18 protein-coding genes are annotated in these 22,844 nt (G+C 73.4%); 11 read left to right on the forward strand and 7 right to left on the reverse strand.

Annotated features, from left to right (window positions below; all coding sequences use genetic code 11):
- Nucleotides 1–47: 47 nt before the first annotated feature.
- The 3 genes from A6A08_RS19975 to cofD all read right to left on the reverse strand — a co-directional run bounded on the left by A6A08_RS19975 (nucleotide 48) and on the right by cofD (nucleotide 4,096).
- Nucleotides 48–1,631: a Na+/H+ antiporter gene (locus A6A08_RS19975; protein ID WP_073704151.1), complete on the reverse strand. Its 1,584-nt coding sequence runs from the start codon at nucleotides 1,629–1,631 to the stop codon at nucleotides 48–50.
- A 186-nt stretch (nucleotides 1,632–1,817) separates the two neighbouring features.
- The gene (locus tag A6A08_RS19980) at nucleotides 1,818–3,113 is read right to left on the reverse strand and encodes a coenzyme F420-0:L-glutamate ligase (protein WP_073704152.1); all 1,296 of its coding nucleotides are present in this window, start codon (nucleotides 3,111–3,113) and stop codon (nucleotides 1,818–1,820) included.
- A complete protein-coding gene (cofD, locus tag A6A08_RS19985; protein WP_073704153.1) occupies nucleotides 3,110–4,096 on the reverse strand; it encodes a 2-phospho-L-lactate transferase in 987 nt (328 codons plus the stop codon). Before cofD ends, A6A08_RS19980 begins: the two co-directional genes overlap by 4 nt.
- Nucleotides 4,097–4,335: 239 nt before the next feature.
- On the opposite strand from cofD, the gene A6A08_RS19990 reads away from it, so the two are divergent.
- The 4 genes from A6A08_RS19990 (at nucleotide 4,336) to A6A08_RS20005 (ending at nucleotide 11,619) form a co-directional block, all read left to right on the forward strand.
- Nucleotides 4,336–5,757, forward strand: a complete 1,422-nt coding sequence (locus A6A08_RS19990; RefSeq protein ID WP_073704154.1) for a hypothetical protein — start codon at nucleotides 4,336–4,338, stop codon at nucleotides 5,755–5,757.
- A 231-nt stretch (nucleotides 5,758–5,988) separates the two neighbouring features.
- On the forward strand, nucleotides 5,989–6,276 hold the full coding sequence (locus tag A6A08_RS19995; protein ID WP_014908913.1) for a WhiB family transcriptional regulator: 288 nt from the start codon (nucleotides 5,989–5,991) through the stop codon (nucleotides 6,274–6,276).
- 315 nt (nucleotides 6,277–6,591) lie between these two features.
- Complete coding sequence (locus tag A6A08_RS20000) at nucleotides 6,592–10,008, forward strand: glycosyltransferase family 2 protein (protein ID WP_073704155.1); 3,417 nt, start codon at nucleotides 6,592–6,594, stop codon at nucleotides 10,006–10,008.
- A 3-nt stretch (nucleotides 10,009–10,011) separates the two neighbouring features.
- Nucleotides 10,012–11,619 carry a DUF5719 family protein gene (locus tag A6A08_RS20005; protein ID WP_073704156.1) on the forward strand — a complete coding sequence of 536 codons (1,608 nt, stop codon included), beginning with the start codon at nucleotides 10,012–10,014 and terminating at the stop codon, nucleotides 11,617–11,619.
- A gap of 123 nt (nucleotides 11,620–11,742) precedes the next feature.
- Here A6A08_RS20005 and A6A08_RS20010 read toward each other — a convergent pair whose 3' ends face one another.
- A complete protein-coding gene (locus A6A08_RS20010; RefSeq protein ID WP_073704157.1) occupies nucleotides 11,743–12,138 on the reverse strand; it encodes a metallopeptidase family protein in 396 nt (131 codons plus the stop codon).
- Nucleotides 12,139–12,418: 280 nt separating this feature from the next.
- Here A6A08_RS20010 and A6A08_RS20015 point away from each other — a divergent pair, with 280 nt between their 5' ends.
- The 4 genes from A6A08_RS20015 to A6A08_RS20030 all read left to right on the forward strand — a co-directional run bounded on the left by A6A08_RS20015 (nucleotide 12,419) and on the right by A6A08_RS20030 (nucleotide 16,058).
- The gene (locus A6A08_RS20015) at nucleotides 12,419–12,820 is read left to right on the forward strand and encodes a DUF3499 domain-containing protein (RefSeq protein WP_073704158.1); all 402 of its coding nucleotides are present in this window, start codon (nucleotides 12,419–12,421) and stop codon (nucleotides 12,818–12,820) included.
- Nucleotides 12,821–12,965: 145 nt separating this feature from the next.
- The gene (locus A6A08_RS20020; RefSeq protein ID WP_073704159.1) at nucleotides 12,966–14,333 is read left to right on the forward strand and encodes a phosphomannomutase/phosphoglucomutase; all 1,368 of its coding nucleotides are present in this window, start codon (nucleotides 12,966–12,968) and stop codon (nucleotides 14,331–14,333) included.
- Between the two features lie 70 nt (nucleotides 14,334–14,403).
- Nucleotides 14,404–14,580: a Trm112 family protein gene (locus A6A08_RS20025; protein ID WP_073704160.1), complete on the forward strand. Its 177-nt coding sequence runs from the start codon at nucleotides 14,404–14,406 to the stop codon at nucleotides 14,578–14,580.
- Between the two features lie 158 nt (nucleotides 14,581–14,738).
- Nucleotides 14,739–16,058, forward strand: coding sequence for a serine/threonine-protein kinase (locus tag A6A08_RS20030; RefSeq protein ID WP_073704161.1), 1,320 nt, complete (start codon nucleotides 14,739–14,741; stop codon nucleotides 16,056–16,058).
- Between the two features lie 7 nt (nucleotides 16,059–16,065).
- Here A6A08_RS20030 and A6A08_RS20035 read toward each other — a convergent pair whose 3' ends face one another.
- On the reverse strand, nucleotides 16,066–17,214 hold the full coding sequence (locus A6A08_RS20035) for a hypothetical protein (protein ID WP_073704162.1): 1,149 nt from the start codon (nucleotides 17,212–17,214) through the stop codon (nucleotides 16,066–16,068).
- Between the two features lie 185 nt (nucleotides 17,215–17,399).
- Nucleotides 17,400–17,816, reverse strand: a complete 417-nt coding sequence (locus A6A08_RS20040) for a MerR family transcriptional regulator (protein WP_073704163.1) — start codon at nucleotides 17,814–17,816, stop codon at nucleotides 17,400–17,402.
- 128 nt (nucleotides 17,817–17,944) lie between these two features.
- On the opposite strand from A6A08_RS20040, the gene ahcY (A6A08_RS20045) reads away from it, so the two are divergent.
- On the forward strand, nucleotides 17,945–19,381 hold the full coding sequence (gene ahcY, locus A6A08_RS20045) for an adenosylhomocysteinase (protein ID WP_242422743.1): 1,437 nt from the start codon (nucleotides 17,945–17,947) through the stop codon (nucleotides 19,379–19,381).
- Nucleotides 19,382–19,484: 103 nt separating this feature from the next.
- Nucleotides 19,485–20,747, forward strand: coding sequence for an adenosylhomocysteinase (ahcY, locus tag A6A08_RS20050; RefSeq protein ID WP_073704165.1), 1,263 nt, complete (start codon nucleotides 19,485–19,487; stop codon nucleotides 20,745–20,747).
- Nucleotides 20,748–20,760: 13 nt separating this feature from the next.
- Here the strand turns inward: ahcY (A6A08_RS20050) and A6A08_RS20055 are convergent, their stop codons facing one another.
- A complete protein-coding gene (locus A6A08_RS20055) occupies nucleotides 20,761–21,654 on the reverse strand; it encodes an RDD family protein (RefSeq protein WP_073704166.1) in 894 nt (297 codons plus the stop codon).
- A 152-nt stretch (nucleotides 21,655–21,806) separates the two neighbouring features.
- Between A6A08_RS20055 and A6A08_RS20060 the strand changes: the two genes are divergently transcribed.
- A complete protein-coding gene (locus A6A08_RS20060) occupies nucleotides 21,807–22,811 on the forward strand; it encodes a stage II sporulation protein M (RefSeq protein WP_073704167.1) in 1,005 nt (334 codons plus the stop codon).
- Nucleotides 22,812–22,844 lie beyond the last annotated feature (33 nt).

Raw genomic sequence — 22,844 nt, forward strand, 5'->3', positions numbered from 1 at the left:
CCTCGTGCTCCTCGTGCTGATCGCGGGCGCAGGCCCCGGCGCTTTCCTCAGGAACCGTACGGACCCGTTCCCGTGTCGCGGATGTCCAGGTCCCGGCTCATCTCCTGGAACACCTCGTGGTCGATGCCGCCCTCCCGGTACATCGACACCAGCGCGTCCCTACGGGCCTGCGTGATCTGGGCGTGCACGGCCTTGCCGCCCTCCACCCGCTCGCGCGCCCGGCCGTCCTCAGTCTCCATCAGTCCCCGCACATGGGACAGCCGCCGCGTGTACACGCTCCGCAGGGAGTCGGCGGTCCTCTCGTCCACCTCGCCCTCGCGGAGCAGTTCGTCCACCTTGTCCAGAGCCGCGCAGCTCATCTGCTCGTCGGCCCTCAGGAACTCCAGCCGCCGCGCGTCCCCCTCGGACATGCCGAGCCGGCGCAGCAGAGGCGGAAGCGTCATTCCCTGACCCACCAGGGTCCCGAGCACCACGACGCCGGCCACGAAGACCAGCGAGCCCCGGTCGTCGAACGGGTCACCGCCCACCGCGGCGGGCAGGGACAGGGCGATCGCCAGCGACACGGCCCCGCGCATCCCGCTCCACCCGATGACGATCCGCTCGCGCAGGTTCGACACCTCCAGGTGCAGGAACGGCAGGAGCCGCTGTACCGGGATGGCCGCCAGCATCAGCGCCATGCGCAGGACGACCGCCGCGGCCGTCGTCACCAGCGCCACCCACACCAGGTCCAGGAAGGTGAAGCGCTCGCGCACCGCCGCGATCACCGCGTCCAGTTGCAGCCCCAGCACCACGAACAGCATCGACTCCAGCAGGCCCACCAGGGTGCCCCAGACCGTCCGCCCGCTCACCCGTACCCGCGGCGGGAGCAGCCCCTCGCCGCGCGTGCCCAGGTAGATCCCGGCGACCACGGCCGCCAGCACACCGGAGAACCCCGCCATCTCCGCCGGGATGTAGGCCGCGAACGGTGTGACCAGCGCGATCATCAGCTGCGGGGACGGGTCCCGCATGCGGGTGCGCGACCACGACACCGCCAGGGCCACCGCCGCGCCCCAGAGCAGGCCGCCCGCCACGACCCTCACCAGCTCCACCGCGCCCTCCCCGGGCGTGAGGGGGTGCGCCATCGCGGTGAGGGCCAGGCTGAACAGGGTCAGCGCCACCCCGTCGTTGACCAGGGACTCGCCCTCCAGGATGGTCAGCACCCGGCGCGGCGTGCCCGACCGCCTGAGGATCGCCGACGCCGCCACCGCGTCCGTCGGCGCGATCGCCGCACCCAGGGCGATCGCCGCGGGCCAGCCCAGCGACGGCACCATCAGGTGGACGATCCACGCCAGTCCGAGGGCGGTCGCCAGCGTCACACCCACGGCCATCACCGCGATGGGGCGTATCTGCTCGCGCATGTCCTTGGGGGAGGAGAAGAACGCGGCGTTGTAGATCAGCGGCGGCAGGAACACCATCAGGATGATCTGGGGGGAGACCGTCATCGAGTGCATCCAGGGCACGACCCCGAGCGCCATCCCCAGCAGCACCAGCACGACCGCGACCGGAACCCGCAGCCGGCCGGCGACCAGGTGGCCCCCGATCACCGCGAGCACGATCACCAGCGTCGCGACCACGTACTCCTCGACGGACACCCCGCACCTCCCCGTCGGTTCCCCGGCCGAACCAGCATGACGCCGTGCGCCCCACCGGCCGCACTGACGCGCCGGTCCGGCCCCGCGGACGCCTTTCCGAGAACGGGCCCCGCCGTGGAGGAAGCGCGGCGGCCTCCCCGGAACCCGTGTCCCGGGGAGGCCGCCGCACAGGGAGCGGTAGGGGGGTCACCGCACGGCGACGAAGTCCTCCGGATCGCGCGGCGGACGCTCCTTGGGCGCCTCGGCCGCGTACCCCACGGCCACCGCGCCCATCGGCTGCCACTCCGCGGGCACCTCCAGCACCTCGCGCACCACGTCCGCGCAGAACATGGTCGAGGAGATCCAGGCCGACCCCAGCCCCTCCATGGCCAGGCCCACCAGCAGGCTCTGCACCCCCGCGCCCATCGCCACCAGGAACATCGACCGCTCGGCGTCGGCCCGGCGCTCGTCCGGGTACGGATGGGCGCCGTCGGCCACCAGGAACGGCACCACCAGGTACGGCGCCCCGCGCAGCACGTCACCGCGTCTGGTGCGCCGGGCGATCTGCTCCTCGGTGAACCCGTCGCCGCGCAGGTCCGCCACCCACGCCTGGAGCATCGCGTCCAGCAGCCGCTTCCTCGTTCGCGCCGACTCCACCAGCACGAACCGCCACGGGGTGGTGTGGTGCGGCGCGGGCGCCGTCACCGCCGTGGCCACCGCGCGCCGCACGAGCGCCCCGTCCACCGGATCGTCCGTGAACGACCGCACCGTCCGCCGGGCGGGGACCACGTCCCGCGACCCGTACCGGAACAGGTCGGCGTCGGCCGGACGGACCAGCGCCGCGGCGCCCGGCCCGTCCTCCTCGGTGACCAGACCGCCCAGACCGCTGACCACCGCGACCGGGACGCCGTCCGTCTTGCCCTTGACCAGTTCGCCCGCGCCGGCGATCTCGTCGGCCACCGCGTTGACGGTGGCCTCCATCAGGTTTCCGTGGGCGTCGGCCGTGCCCCGCAGGTCCTGCACGGCGGGCAGCCCGGCCGCGCCGATGGCCACGTCCGTCTGCCCCACCCGCCACGGGCGCCCGAAGGTGTCGGAGACGACCACCCCCACGTTCACGCCCAGGCGGGCGCGCAGACCGGCGCGCAGGGCGCGGGCGGAGGCGTCGGAGTCCTCCGGCAGCAGCAGCACCGTGCCGGGCTCGACGTTGGAGGCGTCCACGCCGGCGGCGGCCATGACCAGCCCCTGCCGGGTCTGGACGATCCTCGTTCTCCCCGCGCGGGCGACCACCCGCGCGGTCTCGGCGTCGATCGCCTCCTCGCGGTCCATGCGGCGGGAGCGGCCCTCGGCCTTGCTGACGATCTTGGAGGTGACGACGAGCACGTCGCCGTCGGCCAGCGGGGTTCCGGAGGCCTCAGCGGCGTCGGCGACCAGGGCGGTCAGGTCGTCGCCCGGGCGCACCTCGGGGATGCCGCCGAGCCCGCGTACACGCAGTTCGGCGCTCACCCGCGGTCCTCCCGTCCCTCGGCCAGCTCCACGGCCAGGTCCACGGCGGCCCGTGCGATCGCCTCGGTGGCGGCGGGGTCGCTCATGTACAGCGGGCGCGAGCGCACCTCGACCCCCTCCACGCCGGTGCCCGCGTCGGCCTCGTCCACCAGCCAGCCGTCCAGCAGGTCCGACCCCAGGTGCTCGGCGACCGCGCCCGCGGTGGTCTCCACGCCGATCGCGCTCAGGCAGGCGTCGGCCATGCCGCGCACGGGCGCCCCGCCGATGATGGGGGAGACGCCCACGACGGTCTTGGCGGCCATGGCCTCCCGGATACCGGGGACGTTGAGGATGGACCCCACGCTGACCACCGGGTTGGACGGGGGCAGGATCACCGCGTCGGCCTCGGCGATCGCGGCCAGCACGCCGGGACCCGGCTCGGCCTTCTCCGCGCCGACGCTGACGATCTGCTCGGCGGGCAGCGCGGCACGGTGCCTGATCCACCACTCCTGGAAGTGGATGGCCCGGCGCCCCTGGCCGTCGTCGACCACCACGTGCGTCTCGACCTGGTCGTCGGTCATCGGCAGCAGCCGCACCCCCGGCCGCCAGCGGTCGCACAGCGCCTCGGTGACCGCGGACAGCGGGTACCCGGCCGCGAGCATCTGCGCCCGCACGATGTGGGTGGCGGTGTCGCGGTCGCCCAGGCCGAACCAGGTGGGTTTCATCCCGTAGGCCGCGAGCTCCTCCTTGACGGTGAAGCTCTCGTCGGTCCTGCCCCAGCCCTGTTCCTCGTTGATCCCCCCGCCCAGGGTGTACATCACCGTGTCCAGATCCGGACAGATCCGCAGCCCGAACAGGGTGATGTCGTCACCGGTGTTGCCGATGACGGTGATGCTGCTGTCTGTGGTCCGTTCTTCGGTCGACGCGTCGGTTCCGAGTACGGCCCTGAGGCCCCGGAGGAACCGCGCACCGCCGATACCGCCAGCCGGTACGACTATCCGCATGCGTCCAAGTCTGGCAGGCTGGGGGCGTGTATGGACCGTCTGCCCCACCGGGGCACGGCCCATACGTGACCGTTCCGGTACCGGGAGTCCGCGAACCCCGGGGCGGCGGTCGCCATCCCACCCTTCGGCCCGCCCGGTGTCCCCACGCTCCTGTCCCGGACGTGGCCGATCCACCTGACAGCCCGACGCCGCTTCCACCGACGTGACGGCGAAGTAGCAGCAGCAGAGGGGAACCTCTTTTGAAGAACGAAACACTGGAACGCCTGCGCCTGCCCGGGGCATGGGCCCTGCTCGCGGCCGCGGGCGTACTCATGCTCTCCGGGCTCATCCAGGTCATCGTCCTGTCCAGCGACCTGGGCGCGCGCACGTCCTTCGCCAGCGCCATGTACGGGGCGGGGGCCGGCCACTTCTTCGGCGTGGGACTGACGGTCCTCGTCGCCGCCGCCGTGCTCCTGGTGCTGACCGGCGAGAGGGCCCGTCCCAACGCGTCGCCGGTCGTGCTGACCGCGATGATCATCACAGGTGTGGGCCTGCTCTTCTGCCTGATCACGGTGATCTGCGGGTTCATCGGCGCGCTCAACGTCGGCCACGGTTTCGCCCGGATGCTGGAGACGGTCGCCCAGGGCGCCGTGCTCGGCTTCGTGGGCTTCGCGGTGCTGAAGGCCTACAACGACCCCGCTCTGGTCCCCCGCGCGATGCCGCAGCAGGGTGCCTACCCGCAGCAGTTCCCGCCCCCGACCGGCGCGCAGCAGTCCTTCGCCCAGCCCGGCTACCCGGCGCAGGACGCCGCGCAGCAGCAGGCCGCCCCCGCCCAGGCCGCCGCGCAGCAGGCCTACGGCCAGTACGGGACGGACGCCTCGCAGCAGCAGTACGGCACGGGCGCCCAGCAGGCCTACGGGCAGTACGGGGCGGACGCGGCCGCGCAGCAGCAGGCCGCCTACGGCCAGCAGTACGGCACCGAGGCCGCGCAGCAGGGCTACGACGCGGCGGCCCAGCAGGGGTACGACGCCGCCCAGCAGGCCGCCTACGGCCAGCAGCAGGCCTACGACGCCGCCCAGCAGTACGGCACGGGCGCCCAGCAGCCCTACGGGCAGTACGGCACCGACGCCTCCGGCCAGCAGCAGGCCTACGGCCAGCAGTACGGGGCGGACGCGGCCGCGCAGCAGCAGGCCGCCTACGGCCAGCAGTACGGCACCGAGGCCGCGCAGCAGGGCTACGACGCGGCGGCCCAGCAGGGGTACGACGCCGCCCAGCAGGCCGCCTACGGCCAGCAGTACGGTGCGGGCCCCGCCCAGCAGTACGGCACCGGCGCGCAGCAGGCCTACGGCCAGCAGGGCGAGTACTCCTACGACCCCTCCCAGTACGCCCCGCAGGGCACCGAGCAGCAGGCCTCCTCGGGTGAGCAGGCCGCCCAGGACGCGATCCAGTACGGCTGGTACCAGGGCGCGGACCAGGGCCAGCAGGCGCAGGAGGCACAGCCCGAGGGTGGACTTGATCCTTTCTTTAACTCCGGTGAGAACAACGGTTCCGAGACGCCCGGACAGGGCGGGGGGCCGTACGGAGGCCAGTACGGTTCTGGGCCTGGATACGGCTCTGACCAGCAGGGACAGGGCGGAACCGGCGACCAGCAGGGCTGGTACGGCGGCGACGACAAGCGCTGACCCCGGGCCTTCGCTCCCCGCCGCCTTGAAAGGGTGTGAATTGCGTGGTGATCCACATAACGGACACTCCGGGGCTGTCGTCGCCGGTTTGTCGCGTGATATTCAGGGGACTACCACACAAGGCGCTTGACTCACGGCAAGCGACCCGCGTGTAATTTCAAGGTGGGATTCCACCCGGCCCGGGGGACGAAAAGGGCCGGGGACATCTATGGGGGGCAACAGGAGGTGCGCATGAGCGAGGTCATCCCGCTGGCGCACGGCTCAGACGAAGATCTGGGCTGGCAGGAACGTGCCCTGTGCGCGCAGACCGACCCGGAGGCGTTCTTCCCCGAGAAGGGCGGCTCCACGAGGGAAGCGAAGAAGGTCTGCCAGTCGTGCGAGGTACGTGCGGAGTGCCTGGAATACGCACTGGAGCACGATGAGCGCTTCGGTATCTGGGGGGGACTCTCCGAACGCGAGCGCCGGAGGCTGAAGAAAGCCGCCGGGGGAGATTTCGATTTCCTGGCGGACATGCTCTAGGACCGCGTACAAGGCGCGCGGCCGGGCCACGGGCCCGGCCGCGCGCCTTTCGTGTGGGCGGCCCCTCGCGGCCCCTCGCCGCCCGCGGCGTTCGCGTCGGCCGTGGTCACGCCCGGCTAATGCGCTGATATGGGACGGTCGGGGCGGCGTGTGACGAATAGGCCCCTAATGGTGACGCGTGGCGTATCGTGATGCCCTGACGCCTGTGCCCACGGGCCACGTCCGACGCGCACACGCGCCCGCCGACCCCTCCCGGTCGGACCCCGGACCCGAACGGGACCCCGCCCCTTCTCCCGGAGAGAACCCACCACAGCCGTGCTTGACCAGGATTTCGCCCGCCACGTCGTCACCGCGGTCATCGTGTCCCACGAGGGCGCGCGCTGGCTGCCCGAGACGATGGAGGCGCTCCGGGCCCAGTCCCGGCCCGTGCAGCGCGTCGTCGCCGCCGACACCGGCAGCACCGACGGCAGCACCGACGTCCTGGCCGGGTTCCTGCCCTCCGACGCCGTCGTCGGCCTGCCCGCGCGCACCGGGTACGGCGACGCCGTCCGCGCCGCCCTGGACCTGCCCCGCTCCACCAGGGCCGTGCGCGGCTCCGACGAGGACGCCACCGAGTGGATCTGGCTCATCCACGACGACCTCACACCGGAGGGGGACGCCCTCGCCCACCTGCTCGCCGCGGCCGACCAGGACCCGCGCGCCGCGGTCCTGGGCCCCAAGCTGCGCGACTGGTTCGACCGCCGTCTCCTGGTGGAGGCCGGCGTGACCATCGACGGCGCGGGCCGCCGCGAGACCGGTCTCGAACAGCGTGAGTTCGACCACGGCCAGCACGACGGCACCCGCCAGGTCCTCGCGGTGTCCAGCGCGGGCATGCTCATCCGCCGCGACGTGTGGGACCGGCTCGGCGGCTTCGACCGGGCCCTGCCCCTGTTCCGCGACGACATCGACTTCTGCTGGCGGGTGGGCGGCGCCGGACTGCGCGCCCTGCTCGTCACCGACGCGGTCGCCTACCACGCCGAGGCCTCCGCCCGGCGCCGCCGCCCCATCACCGCGACCCGCAACCACCCGCGCCGGATCGACCGCCGCCACGCCGTCTTCGTGCTGCTGGCCAACCTGCCCCTGGGCGGGATGGCGGCCGCCCTGGTCCGCAACTCCGTCGCCTCGCTGCTGCGCGTGGTGATGTACCTGCTCATCAAGCAGCCCGCCAACGCCCTGGACGAGGCCGCGGCGATCACCCTGGTGTACCTGCGCCCCTTCCGGCTGGTGCGCGCCCGCTTCCGGCGCCGCCGCGACCGCCGCCGCACCTACAGCGCCATCCGGCCCTTCCTCGCACGCGGCGTGGCCCTGCGCCAGTTCCACGACGCGGTCACCGGCGTCCTGTCCGGCGAACCCGTCCTCAACACCCCCGGCCGCCACCAGGCCGTCACCGTCCCGCCCTCCGGAGAGGACGACGACGAGGCGCTCACCGACAGCACGGGCTTCGTGCGCCGCGTGGTGCTCAGGCCCGGGGTGCTGCTGGTCATCGGCCTGACCGCGGTCACGGTCGCCGCCGAGCGCTCCCTGCTCTTCGGGGACCTCCTCGCGGGCGGTGCCCTGCCCCCGGTGGCGGGCACCGCCCGCGACATGTGGGGCCTGTACCTGTCCGCAAGCCCCGACAGCGGCCTCGGCTCCGCCGGAGCGGTCCCGCCCTACGTCGGCCTGCTCGCCCTGCTGTCCACACTCACCCTGGGCAAGCCCTGGCTGGCCGTCACCCTCGTCCTGCTGGGCTGCGTGCCCCTGGCAGGGCTGACCTCCTACCTGCTCGCCCGCCAGGTTCTGGGATTCGGCCCCGCACGCCTGTGGATGGCCGCGACCTACGCGCTGCTGCCGGTGGCCACCGGAGCCGTCGCCCAGGGCCGCCTGGGCACCGCGCTGGTCCACGTCCTGCTGCCGGTGCTGGGACTGCTCCTGGTACGGCTGGTGTCGATGCCGCCCCGGCCCTCCCGCCGGGCGGCCTGGGGGCTGGGCCTGACCCTGGCGGCGGCCACCGCGTTCGTCCCGATGGTGTGGCTGCTGTCCCTGGTCACGGGGCTGCTGGTGGCGGTGGCCTTCGGACACCTGGGCCGCCGGATCTACGTCAGCATCGCGCTGGGCCTGGCCGTCCCCGTCGTGGTGCTGCTGCCGTGGTCCCTCGAACTGCTCGTGCACCCCACCCTGTGGCTGCTGGAGGCCGGACTGCACCGGCCCGAGCTGTCGGAGCCGGGTGCCACCCCGCAGGAGCTGCTCATGCTCTCCCCGGGCGGCCCCGGCACCCCTCCGTTCTGGGTCACCTCCGGATTCGCCGTCGCGGCCCTGTGCTCCCTGCTGCTGCTCCGCAACCGCATGATGGTCGCCGCGGGATGGTCGCTGGCCCTGTTCGGCATCCTGATCGCCGTCCTGACCAGCCGACTCGTCATCGAACCCCACTTCGGCGGGCCCCCCGCCCCGGTCTGGCCGAGTGTGGCCCTGTCCTTCGCCGCCACGGCGGTGCTGCTGTCGGCGGCGACCGCCGCGCGCTCCTTCGGCGACATGTTCCGCCTCGGAGGGCTGCGGCGCGTCTTCGCGCTGGCCGTGGCCGTACTCGCCCTGGCCACTCCGCTCTGCGCCTCCGCCCTGTGGGTGGTCGAGGGCGTCCGGGGCCCGATCACCAGCCGCGCCACCCCCGTCTTCCCCGGCGCGCTCTCCAGCTCCGGCGGGGACGGGACCGAGCCGCGCACCCTCGTCCTCACCTCCGACGGACGGGGCGGTGTGGACTACACGGTGGCGCGCGGACGCGAACCGCGCCTGGGGGAGGAGCGCCTCGTTCCCGAACCGGAGGTCCGCAGGGCCCTGGACCGGGCCGTGGCCGAGCTCACCGCGGGCCAGGGCGGCGACCAGACGCACACCCTGGCCGACCTCGGCATCCGGTACGTGCTCTACCCGGACCCGCTGGTCAGCGAGTCCGGCGGCGTCACCATGGTCGACACCCTGGACGGCACACCCGGCCTCACACGGCAGTCGCTGTCCCGGCACTACGCGCTCTGGCGGCTGAACACGCCCACCGGCACACTGCGCGCGGTCGCCGAGGACGGCGTCGAGGCCGAGGTCCTCGCGGTGGAGGGCTCGGGGAAGGACATGACCGCGCGGATCGCCGACGGCGGCACCGGCAGGCGGCTCGCGCTGGCCGAGAGCGCCGACAGCGGCTGGCGGGCCACCCTCGACGGCGCCGAACTGGCCCCGGTGGACACCGAGAACGGCACCCAGGCGTGGACGCTGCCGGCACGGGGCGGCGAGCTGCGCGTCTGGCACACCGACTACGTGCACGCGGCCTGGCTCCTCACGCAGGGGGTCCTGTTCCTGGTGGTGGCCGTCCTCGCCGCGCCCGGCGTGCGCACCGAGGAGGAGGCGCGGCTGATCGACTCCACGCCCGCGCCCCGGCCGCGGCGCCCCGCGGGGCTGCGCGTGGCCTCGCGCCGGGGCGCGCGGGCCGCCCGCAGGGGTGCGGAGGCGAGGAGCGCGGGCCGCGACGCGGACGCGGTGCCTGAGGGAGCCGGCGGTCCCGTGACGTCCGAGCGGCCGGCCGTGGCCGCCGGCGCCGCCCGGGACGGTGGCCGCCGCAGGGGTGCCCGCGGCACCAGGCGCGCGCCGGGGCGGCGGCGCGCGGGCGGCGGGCCCAGGAGGGGCGGCAGGAACGACGGGGGCGCCGGGGCGTCCGGGACCGAGCGGGGGGAGTAGGGCGTGCGGCTGATCGTGGAGAACCGGTTCGCGCTGTTCGGACTGGTCGCGCTGGCCCTGGCCGCGCTGTTCGGTATCGCGTTCGCGGTCAGCCCGGTGACCGCCGAGCTGGGCGTCACCGAGCCGGGCACCGTACGCCCCGACCACGCGGTACGGGTGTGCCCCGCGCCGCACGAGGAGGGGGAGAGCTCCGTGACCGCGTTCGCCCCGAGGGTGAGCCGCGACGACGAGGGCGGACTGAGGGCCGAGCAGGTTCCCGCAGCCCCGGAGAACGAGGGCGGGGACGAGGACGCGGGCCCCGAGGACGCGGACGGGGAGGCCGGGACGGGCGAGGCGGCCGGAGCCGGGCAGGGCCGGTCCGTCGGCGAGGAGATGACCGAGCCCGGCCACGTGTGGAGCGCCGACACCGGCGGGGCCGCCGCTCCCACGGCCGTCCGCGCCGAGGGCGCCCTGGCCTCCGGGCTCGACGCCGCCCAGACCACCCTGTCCGACGGCTCGGTCACCGAGGTGCGCTGCGCCGCGCCCTCCATCGGGACCTGGTTCGCCCTGCCCGGAGGCGACGACACCGAGGGAATGCGGATCGCGTCGCTCACCGCGCACCTGGCCAACCCCGAGGGCTCCCGGGCCACGGTCAGCGTGGACGTCTACACCGAGGGCGGTCCCTCCTACTCGGCCGAGAGCCGGGGCATCTCCCTGCCCGCCGGCCAGTCGACCGAGCTGGACCTGACAGAGCTGATCCAGAGCACCAGCGCCATCGGCGTCCACGTGCGCACCAGTACCGGGAGGGTCGCCGCCTCCCTGCTCGCCGAGCACGCCTCCGGCCCCGCCGACTGGGTTCCGCCCACGGCCGCGCCCGCCCGGGAGCACGTGGTCCCGGGAGTCCCCGGAGGCGGTGGACGGCGCCGCCTGCTCGTGGCCGTGCCCGGCGACGAACCCGTCGAGGTGCGCGTCCACGCCGTCGCCTCCGCCCCGGAGGAGGGGGAGGAGGCCCCGGAGGGGGACGGGGACCCGGGGAGCGCCGGGGACCCGGTGGTGCTCAACGTGCCCCCGGCCGCCTCCGCCTGGCTCACCCTGGAGAGCGTCCTGGGCGGCGAACCGGGCACGGTCGTGCTGGAGTCGGACGCACCCGTGGTCGCCGGCGTCGCCGCGGAGGCGGTCGCCGGCGAGGGCGAGGACGTCGAGGTGGTCGAGACCGCCTACACGTCCGCCGTGCCGCCGCTCGGCTTCCCGCTGGACACCACCGCGGTCCTGCCCGACGTCCCCGCGGGGGCCGGGACCGAGCTCGTCCTGGGCGCGGTCGGAGGCGACGCCATGCTGATGGCCACACCGATCGGCGCGGACGGAACGCAGGGGGACGCCGTGCGCCTGGAGGTCGCGGCGGGCGGCACCGCGGTGTTCGGTGCCGGGGACGACGGCTGGACGGCGCCCGCGGGCACCGACCCGGAGGACGGCTACACGGTCCGCCTGGAACTCCTGGAGGGCTCCGCGCCCGTCCACGCCGCCCGTGTGCTGCGCGACGGCGACGGGCTCAGCGTGCTGCCGGTACGGCCCGCCCCGGTGCGGACCGCGCTCCCGGCGGTGCGCGACAGCATGGTGGGGATCGTCCCGTAGGGAGCCGCACCGGGCACGCGGGGCCCGATGAAGCGGGGCCGCGCCGTCGGCCGCGGGCACCGCTTCATCGGGGCACACGGGAAGCCTGCTCCGTCCGGGGCCGGGCGGAGCAGGAGGGGCCGGTCAGCCCTCGGGGTCGACCGACTCGGGTTCCACACCGAGCAGGTTGGCGACCTCCTCGACGACCGTCTCGTGGACGAGGAGGGCCATCTCCTCGGGGTCCTTCGTCCGGATCTCCACCGGGCGCCGGTACACCACGATGCGGGCCCGGCCCGAGGGATCGGTCTCCAGGCGGGAGAAGGGGATCGCCTCGGTCAGCGGTCCGCGGTGCGGGACCGGGGGGACGTCCTCCACGAGGAAGTCGACATTGGCCAGTTCGCGCGCCCACAAGCGCTCCAGGCGTTCGACGGCGTCCAGGACAAGGTCGTCGAACGCCTGCGCTCGGCTGCGGAAAACCGGCAGGTCGGACGGCACGAGAGGACCGCGGATGCCTCGGCCGCGGCGGTCCCGGCGCCGCACTCGGTCTGGTTGGCCACTGGAAAGGCGCACTCGTCGCACACTTCGAGACTAAGCCATCACACGCCCCGCGCGTAGTCCTATCGGAACCGAAAGCGGTTTCGGGGGCCCACAGGGCGCCTTCCGGGACCGGGTGGGCCGAGGCGGCACAGGCGTCGCGGAGGCGGCGAAGCGGTGCGCACGGGCATCGAAGGGGCGCACCCGGGCGCTGGAGGGGCGGAAACGGACCAGCTCATGGAACGATGCTGGCGTGTCCCTCAGTAAAGGCATACAGTCGAACGCTGTGAGCCCTGTTCGACGCTGCTCCCGTACCGCCTGCAGGCAGCCTGCCGTCTTCACGCTCACGTACGTCTACGCAGACTCGACGGCCGTCCTCGGCCCTCTCGCCGCCTACGTGGAACCGCACTGCTACGACCTCTGCGCCGTGCACGCCGACCGGCTGACGGCCCCGCGCGGCTGGGAGGTCGTCCGGCTCCCGGTGGAGACGGCGGGCGGTGGCCCCGGCAGCGACGACCTGGAGGCCCTCGCGGACGCCGTACGTGAGGCGGCCCGCCCGCCTGCCCGCAAGAGCCCCTCCGGCGACGAGGTCGGCGAGGGCACCGAGACGCTGCGCCGCGGACACCTGCGCGTGGTCAAGTCCGACCCCGGCCGCGGCGAGCAGCAGACGCCCCGCCGCCCCGGCTGAGGTCCGGGGGGAGGGCTCCCGGTTCCGAGGGGGCCGGCGGTGGTGCCGACGGGGGACCGCGGGAACGGCTTGCTAGTTTTGTAGCGTGCGCGGCCCGGCCGCGCGGGACCGAACGTGGAGCAGAACCGAACTGGCCGGAGAAGACGTGGCTGACCTCGCAAGCATCTTCAAGGCATACGACGTGCGCGGAGTGATCCCCGACACCCTCAACGCGGACATCGCACGGGCGATCGGGGCGGCCTTCGCCCGGGTGGTCGGCGGCGATGCCGTCGTGGTCGCCCACGACATGCGTCCCTCATCTCCCGAACTGGCCACCGCCTTCAGCGAGGGCGTCACCAGCCAGGGCCTCGACGTGGTGTTCACCGGACTCGGCTCCACCGACCTGCTCTACTACGGGTCGGGCCACCTGGACCTGCCCGGCGCCATGTTCACCGCCAGCCACAACCCGGCCGAGTACAACGGCATCAAGATGTGCCGGGCCGGGGCGGCGCCCATCAGCGGCGACACCGGCCTGGACGAGGTCCGCCTCCTGGCCGAGGAGAGCCTGAGCAGCGGGGGAGTGCCCGCCCACGACGGCCCCGCGGGGACCGTCACCGAACAGGACCTCCTCCCCGGGTACGCCGCCTACCTGCGCGAACTGGTCGACCTGTCCGGCATCCGGCCGCTCAAGGTGGTCGTGGACGCGGGCAACGGCATGGGCGGCCACACCGTCCCCGCCGTCCTGGAGAAGGGCCTGCCGCTGGAGGTCGTCCCCCTCTACTTCGAGCTGGACGGCACCTTCCCCAACCACCCGGCCAACCCCCTGGACCCCGACAACCTCGTCGACCTCCAGGCGAGGGTCCGCGAGAGCGGCGCCGACATCGGCCTGGCCTTCGACGGCGACGCCGACCGCTGCTTCGTCGTGGACGAGAACGGCGACGCGGTCCCGCCCTCGGCCATCACCGCGCTGGTCGCCTCCCAGGAGCTGGACCGCGAGCCGGGCGCCACGGTCATCCACAACCTCATCACCTCCAAGGCCGTGGCCGAGATCGTGCGGGAGAAGGGCGGCAAGCCCGTGCGCACGCGCGTCGGCCACTCCTTCATCAAGGCCACCATGGCCGAGACCGGCGCGATCTTCGGCGGTGAGCACTCCGCCCACTACTACTTCCGCGACTTCTGGCGGGCCGACACCGGTATGCTCGCGGCGATGCACGTCCTGCGGGCGCTGGGCAACGACGACCGCCCGCTCTCGCGGATCGCCGAGGCCTACTCGCGCTACAGCGGATCCGGCGAGGTCAACTCCAGGGTCGACGACGCCCCCGGGCGGATGGCCGCGGTGCGCGAGGCCTTCGCCGGCAGGGACGGCGTCACCGTCGACGAGCTCGACGGGCTGACCGTCTCCCTGCCCGACGGGTCGTGGTTCAACGTGCGCGCCTCCAACACCGAACCGCTGCTGCGGCTCAACGTCGAGGCCCCCGGCGAGGACTCCATGGCCGCCCTGCGTGACGAGGTGCTGGCCATCGTCCGCGCCTGAGCGGGCATCATGGTGGGGGAGGGAGCCGCACGGAGGCCCTTCCCCGCCCACCACCACGAGGAACGAGAACATGAGCACGAAGATCGACGGCTGGCTGCTGGAGATCCTGGCCTGCCCGCAGAGCCAGGCCCCGCTGCGCCACGACCCCCAGACCGACGAGCTGGTCTGCGACGAGAGCGGCCTGGCCTATCCCATCAGGGACGGCATCCCGGTCCTGCTGGTCGACGAGGCGCGGAAAATCGGTTGAGACGAAAAGGGAACGCCGTGGGCGTTCCGGCAGTCATAACGGGTGCGGCAGGGTAGAAGGCCCCCTTCGGGCCATGGCGGGACGCATCCCCGCGTTCCCCGCAACCCGTACCCTGTTCCTGCGCTCCCCGCCCACGACGACCTCCCTGGAGGACACCGATGCCAGGTCCCGAATCGCTACAGCCGAGCGACCCCTCCGCGTTCGGCGAGTACAGCGTGACCGGACGCCTGGGCAAGGGCGGGCAGGGCATCGTCTACCTCGCCGAGGACGCGGACGGGGAGCAGTACGCGGTCAAGGTCCTCAACGACCAGTGGTCGCAGGACAGCGACCTGCGCAAGCGGTTCGAGAAAGAGGTCCGTGCCGCCCAGAAGGTCGCCTCCTTCTGCACCGCCGCGATCATCGACGCCCAGCTCGACAGCGACCCGCCCTACGTGGTCAGCGAGTTCGTCCCGGGCAAGGACCTGCAGGAGACCATCGCCAAGGGCAGCACGCAGAAGGGGTCCACCCTGCAGCGGCTCGCGGTCTCCACCGCCACCGCCCTGGTCGCCATCCACAAGGCGGGCATCGTCCACCGCGACTTCAAACCCGGCAACGTGCTGCTCGGCCCGGACGGGCCCCGCGTCATCGACTTCGGCATCGCCCGGGTCGACGACGGCACCGCCACCATGACCAACTCGATCGTCGGCACGCCCTCCTACATGGCGCCCGAGCAGATCGAGGGCCGCGGCATCACCGACAAGTGCGACATCTTCGCCTGGGGCTGCGTCATCGCCTTCGCCTCCACCGGCCGCGCCCCGTTCGGCTCCGACACCGTCCCCGCGGTCGTGCACCGCGTGGTCAGCGCGCCGCCGGACCTGAGCGGCATGGACGAGGCACTGCGGCCGATCGTGGAGTCCTGCCTGGACAAGAACCCCGACAACCGGCCCAACGCCCAGACGCTGCTCATGCGCCTGCTGGGCCACGAGGGGCCGGACGACTCCGCGCCCTCCACCGACGACGCCGTCAGGCAGGGCGAGAAGATCGCCCAGACCGGCCTGATCACCGGCGGCCAGCTGCCCTACCGCCCCCAGCAGCCGCCCACCGGGCCGCAGGCGGGCGCCGCCGCCTACCCGCCGGGCACCTCCAACCCGAGGCCGGGCATGCCGGGCCACCCGGGAAGCTCCGACCCCCGCCACGGGTTCGCGCACCCGGGCACCTCCAACCCGAGGCCGGGCGTACCCGGCCACCCCGGTACGTCCAACCCGCGTCCGGGCGCGCCCGCCTACCCGCCCCCGCCGCACGGGCTGCCCCCCGCCGCGAACCCGATGGCCACGGGCATGAACCCGAACCAGACCTACGCCCGGCCCGGAGTACAGCAGCCCGTGCCGCGCCCGGCCCAGCAGGACTCGGTGCTCCAGCAGAGCTGGGTGATCCCCGCGGTCCTCATCACCATCGTGATCCTGCTGCTGGTACTGCTCCTCATCGCCCTCAGCAGCTGACCCGGCCTCACCCCCGGGTGAGCTCGTTCATGGCGCGGGAGACGGCCTCGTCCACGAGGTCGCGCACCTGCGGCCAGCGGTCGTCCACGCAGTCCGTGGGCATCACGGTCACGCTGTCGGCACCGGACATGCCCAGCGCGTCGCGTACCCCGTCCGGGGTGGCCATGCGCGCGTCGGCGGTGACCGCCAGGACCCCCGTCCGGGGCCGGCCCACCTCCTGCACCACCACGAACAGGCACAGCGACACCTCGTCCACCACCAGTTCCAGCGCCGTCCACCAGTGAGCGGCGCCCGGGGTGAGCAGTGACCGGGCCACGGTGTCCTCCGTACCCCCGGGCTCGGCCTCGTCCGAACCGCCCGAGTACACCGAGGTGCGCGCCCCGGGGTCCAGCGCCCGCAGGATCAGGGCGACCGACTCCCTGCGCGAGCGCACGTAGTCCAGTACGCGGCGGCGGGTCACCGCGGCGAGCGGGGACACCGGCGACCGCGGCTCGGGAACGGGCTCGGGGGTCCAGCTCAGCTCGTCGAGCAGCGTTCCGGTCACCAGCCGCGCGAAGTGGCGCACCACCCCGGCGAGGCGCTCGTCGGGGTCCGCGGCGGTCCGCGGCGGCGGGGAGAGCGGGTCGGGAAGCAGCGGCGGGAAGTCCGCCCGCCGCAGCACCAGTGAGGCCAGCACCCACGGCAGCACCCACAGGTGCCAGTCCCGCCCCCCGTCCGGGTCCGGTTCGGCCAGCGCCGCGACGCACTCGGCGTAGGTGTGGGCGGCGCGCACCACCGGGTGGGCGGGAACCGAGGCGGCCTCGGCCACCCGCAGCGCCCGGGCGGAGTCCAGGGGGCCCGCCGGAGAGCGCGAGGGGTCGTCCTCGGGCAGGGCGCGGGCACGCTCGGCCAGCTCCGCGACGAACGCGGCGGTGACCGGCTGCCCGGAGGTCCCGTCCACCGAGACGGACACCACCAGCTCCTCCAGGGCGGAGCCGCCGCCCAGCTCACGGACGCGGCGGCGCACCAGCTCCCGCCGCGCGGCCGCGCGCGCGTCCCGGGGCTGGCTCTGGCGGTGCTGGGCCCAGATCGCCCGCAGCCGGTCGACGTCCATGAGGTCTTCGCGTACCAGGCCCGGGAGCCGGTCCAGGTCCGCACCGCAGCGTAGGGTATCCACGCTGTCTCCGTAGCCAGTGGGCAGTCGGCCAAAACATGCCGTGCGGCCCCGGCCCGTGGCCGCTACCGGCCGCGTCCGGAGGTAAACCGGATGTGCTCCAGGGGTGGGGAGGCCGGGCCCGGAGGACGGAGTCCCGGGAACGGGCGGTGTCCAAAAGGCCGGGGGCGGGCGGTCTTCGACGGGGGTCAGCGCCGGCGGCCGTGCAGCAGCCGCATCGCCTTCTCCTGCTCGAAGTCCAGCGCGCGCGTGGGCGCCGCCGCGAGCCTGCCCAGCCGCTCCCCGTGCGCGCGCACCCGGGCCAGCACCTCGGGCTCGGCCAGGACGCGCAGTGCGAAGGCCAGCGCCGCGGGCGGGATGTCGAACTCGCGCTCCAGCTCCAGGCCCACCGCGATCGTGCGCAGGTCCTCCTCGGTGAACCTGCGGTGCCGGTGGCCGCGTCCGGTGGGCTGCTCCTGGGTACGGGGCAGGAGGCCGAGGCCCTCCCGGTAGCGCAGCATCCGCGCGGTGGTGCCCACCCGTTCCGCGGCCGCGGAGATCGGCACGGGCCCGGTCGGCCGGGAGGGCCGGTCGGGCGGGGGCGGGGCGTCGTCGAGGGCGGCCATGGAGGCGACCCTAACCGAACTCCACCACCGATGAAAGCAAATCTGACATAGCAATGTCAGTTTCTCTCCGAAGACGGGGCGGCGGCCCTAGAATCGGGGAGGCCACGACCATCACGAGTGAGGAACGCATGGCTTTCGACTTCAAGGTCGCCGATCTTTCCCTGGCCGCCTTCGGCCGCGACGAGATCCGGCTCGCCGAGCACGAGATGCCCGGCCTCATGGCCACCCGCGCCGAGTTCGGGGACAGCAAGCCGCTCCGGGGCGCCCGCATCATGGGCTCGCTGCACATGACCATCCAGACCGCGGTCCTCATCGAGACCCTGGTCGCCCTGGGCGCCGAGGTGCGCTGGGTCAGCTGCAACATCTTCTCCACCCAGGACCACGCCGCCGCCGCGGTCGTCGTCGGCCCCGACGGCACCCCCGAGGACCCCAAGGGCGTGCCGGTCTTCGCCTGGAAGGGCGAGACCCTCGAGGAGTACTGGTGGTGCACCGAGCAGGCGCTGACCTGGCCGGGCGCCGAGGGCCCCAACATGATCCTGGACGACGGCGGCGACGCCACCATGCTCGTCCACAAGGGCGCCGAGTACGAGAGGGCGGGCGCGGTCCCCGACCCCGAGAGCGCCGACAGCGAGGAGATGGCGGTCGTCCTGCGCCTGCTGCGCGCCAGCCTGGAGCGCGACGCCACCAAGTGGACCGAGATCGCCAAGGGCATCCGGGGCGTCACCGAGGAGACCACCACCGGTGTCCTCCGCCTGTACGAGATGCGCCGCGAGGGCATCCTGGCCTTCCCGGCGATCAACGTCAACGACTCGGTCACCAAGAGCAAGTTCGACAACAAGTACGGCATCCGCCACTCGCTGCCCGACGGCATCATGCGCGCCACCGACGTGCTCATCGGCGGTAAGGTCGCCGTGGTCTGCGGCTACGGCGACGTGGGCAAGGGCGCGGCCGAGGCGCTGCGCGGCCAGGGCGCCCGCGTCATCGTCACCGAGATCGACCCGATCAACGCCCTCCAGGCGGCCATGGACGGATTCCAGGTCAGCGTCCTGGACGACGTGCTGGACACCGGTGACATCTTCATCACCACCACCGGCAACTTCAACGTGATCATGGCCGACCAGATCGCCCGCATGAAGCACCAGGCGATCATCGGCAACGTCGGCCACTTCGACAACGAGATCGACATGGCGGGCCTGGCGAAGATCCCCGGCATCACCAAGAAGGAGATCAAGCCGCAGGTCCACGAGTGGACCTTCTCCGACGGCAAGTCCGTCCTGGTGCTCTCCGAGGGCCGTCTGCTCAACCTGGGCAACGCCACCGGCCACCCCAGCTTCGTGATGTCCAACAGCTTCACCAACCAGGTCATCGCGCAGATCGAGCTGTTCACCAAGCCCGACGAGTACCCGACCGACGTGTACACGCTGCCCAAGGTCCTGGACGAGAAGGTCGCCCGGCTGCACCTGGACGCGCTCGGCGTCAAGCTGACCACGCTCACCAAGGAGCAGGCCGCCTACATCGGTGTGGACGTGGCGGGCCCGTACAAGCCCGACCACTACCGCTACTGATCCGGCGGTCCCCGGGAAGCACCGGCGCGGGACGGCTCCCCGGCCGTCCCGCGCCGCCATCCCCCGCGGGCCCGAGGGCCCGCAAGACGAATCCGGGTGGTAGATGACACTCCCCTCACACGAGGTGGCCGACCTCGGCCTCGCGCGGGCCGGGGTCCGCCGCGTGGACTGGGCCGAACGCTCCATGCCGGTGCTGCGCAGCGTACGCGAGCGCTTCGCCGCCGAACGCCCCCTGGAGGGGCTGCGCGTGGCCGCGTGCCAGCACGTGACCGCGGAGACCGCCAACCTGCTGCGCGCCCTGCGTGCGGGCGGCGCCGAGGTCTGGCTGGCGGCGTCCAACCCGCTGTCCACCCAGGACGACACCGCCGCCGCACTGGTCACCGAGTACGGGATCTCGGTCCATGCCTGGGCCGGGATGGACGCGGCTTCCTACGACCGGAACCTGGTCACGGTCCTGGAGTCGCGGCCGCACCTGCTGATCGACGACGGGTGCGACCTGGTCAACACGGCCCACCTGGTCCGCCCAGACCTGCTCGACGGGGTGCTGGGCGGCTGCGAACAGACCACCACCGGGGTGATCAGGCTGCGCCGGATGAGCGCGGAGGGCGAGCTGCGGCTGCCGATGGTCGCGGTCAACGACACCGCCACCAAGCGCATGTTCGACAACCGGTACGGCACCGGCCAGTCCACCATCGACGGCATCCTGCGGGCCACCAACAGCATGCTCGCGGGGCGCACCGTCGTGGTCGCGGGGTTCGGCTACTGCGGTCGCGGCCTGGCCGAGCGCGCCCGCGGCATGGGCGCCCGCGTGGTCGTCACCGAGGTCGACCCGGTCAAGGCCCTGGACGCGGTCATGCAGGGCTACACCGTCACCACGATGGAGGAGGCCGCCTCCGCCGGGGACGTGTTCGTCACCGTCACCGGCAACCGCGACGTCATCCGCGCCGAGCACTTGAGGCGGATGAAGGACGGCGCGATCCTCGCCAACTCGGGCCACTTCGACCTGGAGATCGACCTGTCCGCCCTGGAGGAGCAGGCCGTGGAGGTCGACCGGGGCGTGCGCGAGCACGCCGACGAGTATGTTTTCGCCGACGGGCGCCGCGTGCTGCTGCTGTCCGAGGGGCGCCTGGTCAACCTGGGTGCGGCCGAGGGGCACCCGGCCGCCGTCATGGACATGTCGTTCGCGGTGCAGGCCCTGACCACCGTGTGGCTGGCCCGCAACGCCGCCGACCTGGCGCCGGGCGTGGTGGAGGTGCCCGCCGAGACCGACACCGAGGTGGCGCGCCTCGAACTGGCCGCGCTGGACGTGCGCATCGACGCCCTCACCCCCGAGCAGGAGGTCTACCTGAACTCCTGGCGCCTCTGAGCCGGGGCGCGTGTCAGGGGTGCTGGTTCCCCGGGCCCCACTGACCGGGCTGGGCGCCGTATCCGGACTGGTGGCGGCCGCCCCGCGGGTGACCGCCCTGGGACCGGTCGGCCTGCCGCGCGGCGGCGGCCTCGTGGCGGCGGCGCCGCTCGGCGAGCACCGCGGCCAGGAAGTAGGGCGGGGTGGTGCCGGGCGGCGGGGGCGGACTGATCTGTGAGGCCACCGCGTCGGCGAGCCGGACGCCCATCTCGTGGCGGGTGTGCTCGGCCAGCTCCCCGTACCGGAGCACGTACTGCCGGGCCGTCGCGACGGTCTCCGGGGACAGGCGCGACAGCTCCACGCCCGCCGCCCAGCCCGCCAGGTGCGGAGGCATCGGGACGCCCTCCTCGCGGGGTCCGCCGGCGCGCTCCTCCACGACCATCGTCCCGGCCACGAAATCGCCCACACGGCGCCCGTCCCGGTTGATCATCGAGGTGATCAGCGCGATCACGCCGGTCGTCATCCAGATCTCCACGAACGACGCCAGCGCGCGCCCCAGCGCCTGCCGGAACCGCTCGGGGGAGCCGTCGGTGCCCACCACGCGCAGGCCCAGTGCCATCTTGCCCAGGGAGCGGCCGCGCGAGACGGTCTCGAAGACCGTCGGGTAGCCGACCAGGACCAGGATGGCGCCCGCCAGGGAGACGGCGGCGGTGATCGCGGGGTCCAGGTTGCGGCCGATCCACGAGGCGAGGACACCCAGCGCGATCAGGGCTATGACCTGGAGGATGGCGTCGATGGCCAGGGCCGCGGCCCTGGTGGCGAAACCGGCCGGACGCAGGTCGAGGACCACCGCGTCACCCGTGACCAGCGGAGTGACGCCGTACACGTCGCCGCGGGCGTCGCCGTTGCCGGGATAGGACACCAGCACTCGCTCCCTCAGGGCCGTCTGAAACCGTCCACCCGACATTACCCGCAGCGCGGAACGGGTGTTCGCTGAGGCCGGTCCCCACGCGGACCGGTCGGGAGGGCGGACGGCCCGGGCCCGGGCCGGGGGTCACCCGAACCGGTAGGGTCCGATGCGTGGATATCGACGTGTTCGCCGCGGCGCACGCCCGGGAGTGGGAACGGCTCGACAGACTGGTGCGCAGGCGCCGCTCGCTGGACGGTGAGGAGATCGACGAACTCGTCGAGCTCTACCAGCGCGTGTCCACCCACCTGTCGGTGGTGCGCTCCTCCGGGCAGGACCCCGCGCTGGTGGGCAGGCTGTCCGCGCTGGTCGCGCGGGCCCGGTCGGCGGTGACCGGAGCGCACGCGTCCGCGTGGCGCGACGTCGGCGGGTTCTTCACCCGGGTGTTCCCCGCGGTGCTGTACCGGCTGCGGTGGTGGTGGATCGGCACCACGGCGGGCACGGTGATGGTCTCGGGAGCCACCGCCGCCTGGGTCGCGGGCAACCCCGACGTGCTGCACGCCCTGGGTACGCCGGAGTTCATCGCGCAGTACGTCGACTACGAGTTCGCGAACTACTACATGGAGAACCCCCGGGGCTCGTTCGCCGCCCAGGTGTGGACCAACAACGCGTGGGTGGCGGCGCAGGCGATCATCTACGGGGTGGCCCTCGGTTTGCCGACCCTGGCGGTGCTGTTCGTCAACGCCCTCAACGTGGGTGTCGGAGCCGGGATCATGATCGCCCACGGCCAGGGCGACGTGTTCTTCGGATTGATCCTGCCGCACGGCATGCTGGAGCTGACCGCCGTCTTCGTCGCGGGCGGGGTGGGGCTCAAACTCGGCTGGACGATCATCGCGCCGGGCGACCGCACCCGCATGCGCGCCCTGGGCGAGGAGGCGCGCGCCGCCATCGCGGTGGCCCTCGGACTGGTCGTGGTGCTGTTCGTGTCCGGCCTCATCGAGGGCCTGGTGACAGGCAACGCGGCGGCGGGCCACATCCCGGTCCCGGTCGCCCTGGGCATCGGCGGCCTGGCGGAGGTGCTGTTCCTGGCCTACGTGTTCACGGTGGGTCGCAGGGCCCACCAGGAGGGCGAGACGGGCGACATCGAGAACGCCCCGCAGGCCGTGCCGGTGGCCTGAGGCCTGTCCCCACCGGGCCCTCCGTGGCATCGT

The organism is Nocardiopsis sp. TSRI0078 (assembly GCF_001905145.1).
Taxonomy (GTDB): domain Bacteria; phylum Actinomycetota; class Actinomycetes; order Streptosporangiales; family Streptosporangiaceae; genus Nocardiopsis.

What these genes read in the sequence shown, in the direction of transcription:
- A6A08_RS20030 (WP_073704161.1), top strand. Translation starts at nt 14,739, where the DNA reads ATGCCAGGTCCCGAATCGCTACAGCCGAGCGACCCCTCCGCGTTCGGC.
- cofD (WP_073704153.1), bottom strand. Translation starts at nt 4,096, where the DNA reads ATGCGGATAGTCGTACCGGCTGGCGGTATCGGCGGTGCGCGGTTCCTC.
- A6A08_RS19995 (WP_014908913.1), top strand. Translation starts at nt 5,989, where the DNA reads ATGAGCGAGGTCATCCCGCTGGCGCACGGCTCAGACGAAGATCTGGGC.
- A6A08_RS20025 (WP_073704160.1), top strand. Translation starts at nt 14,404, where the DNA reads ATGAGCACGAAGATCGACGGCTGGCTGCTGGAGATCCTGGCCTGCCCG.
- A6A08_RS20040 (WP_073704163.1), bottom strand. Translation starts at nt 17,816, where the DNA reads ATGGCCGCCCTCGACGACGCCCCGCCCCCGCCCGACCGGCCCTCCCGG.
- ahcY (WP_073704165.1), top strand. Translation starts at nt 19,485, where the DNA reads ATGACACTCCCCTCACACGAGGTGGCCGACCTCGGCCTCGCGCGGGCC.
- ahcY (WP_242422743.1), top strand. Translation starts at nt 17,945, where the DNA reads ATGGCTTTCGACTTCAAGGTCGCCGATCTTTCCCTGGCCGCCTTCGGC.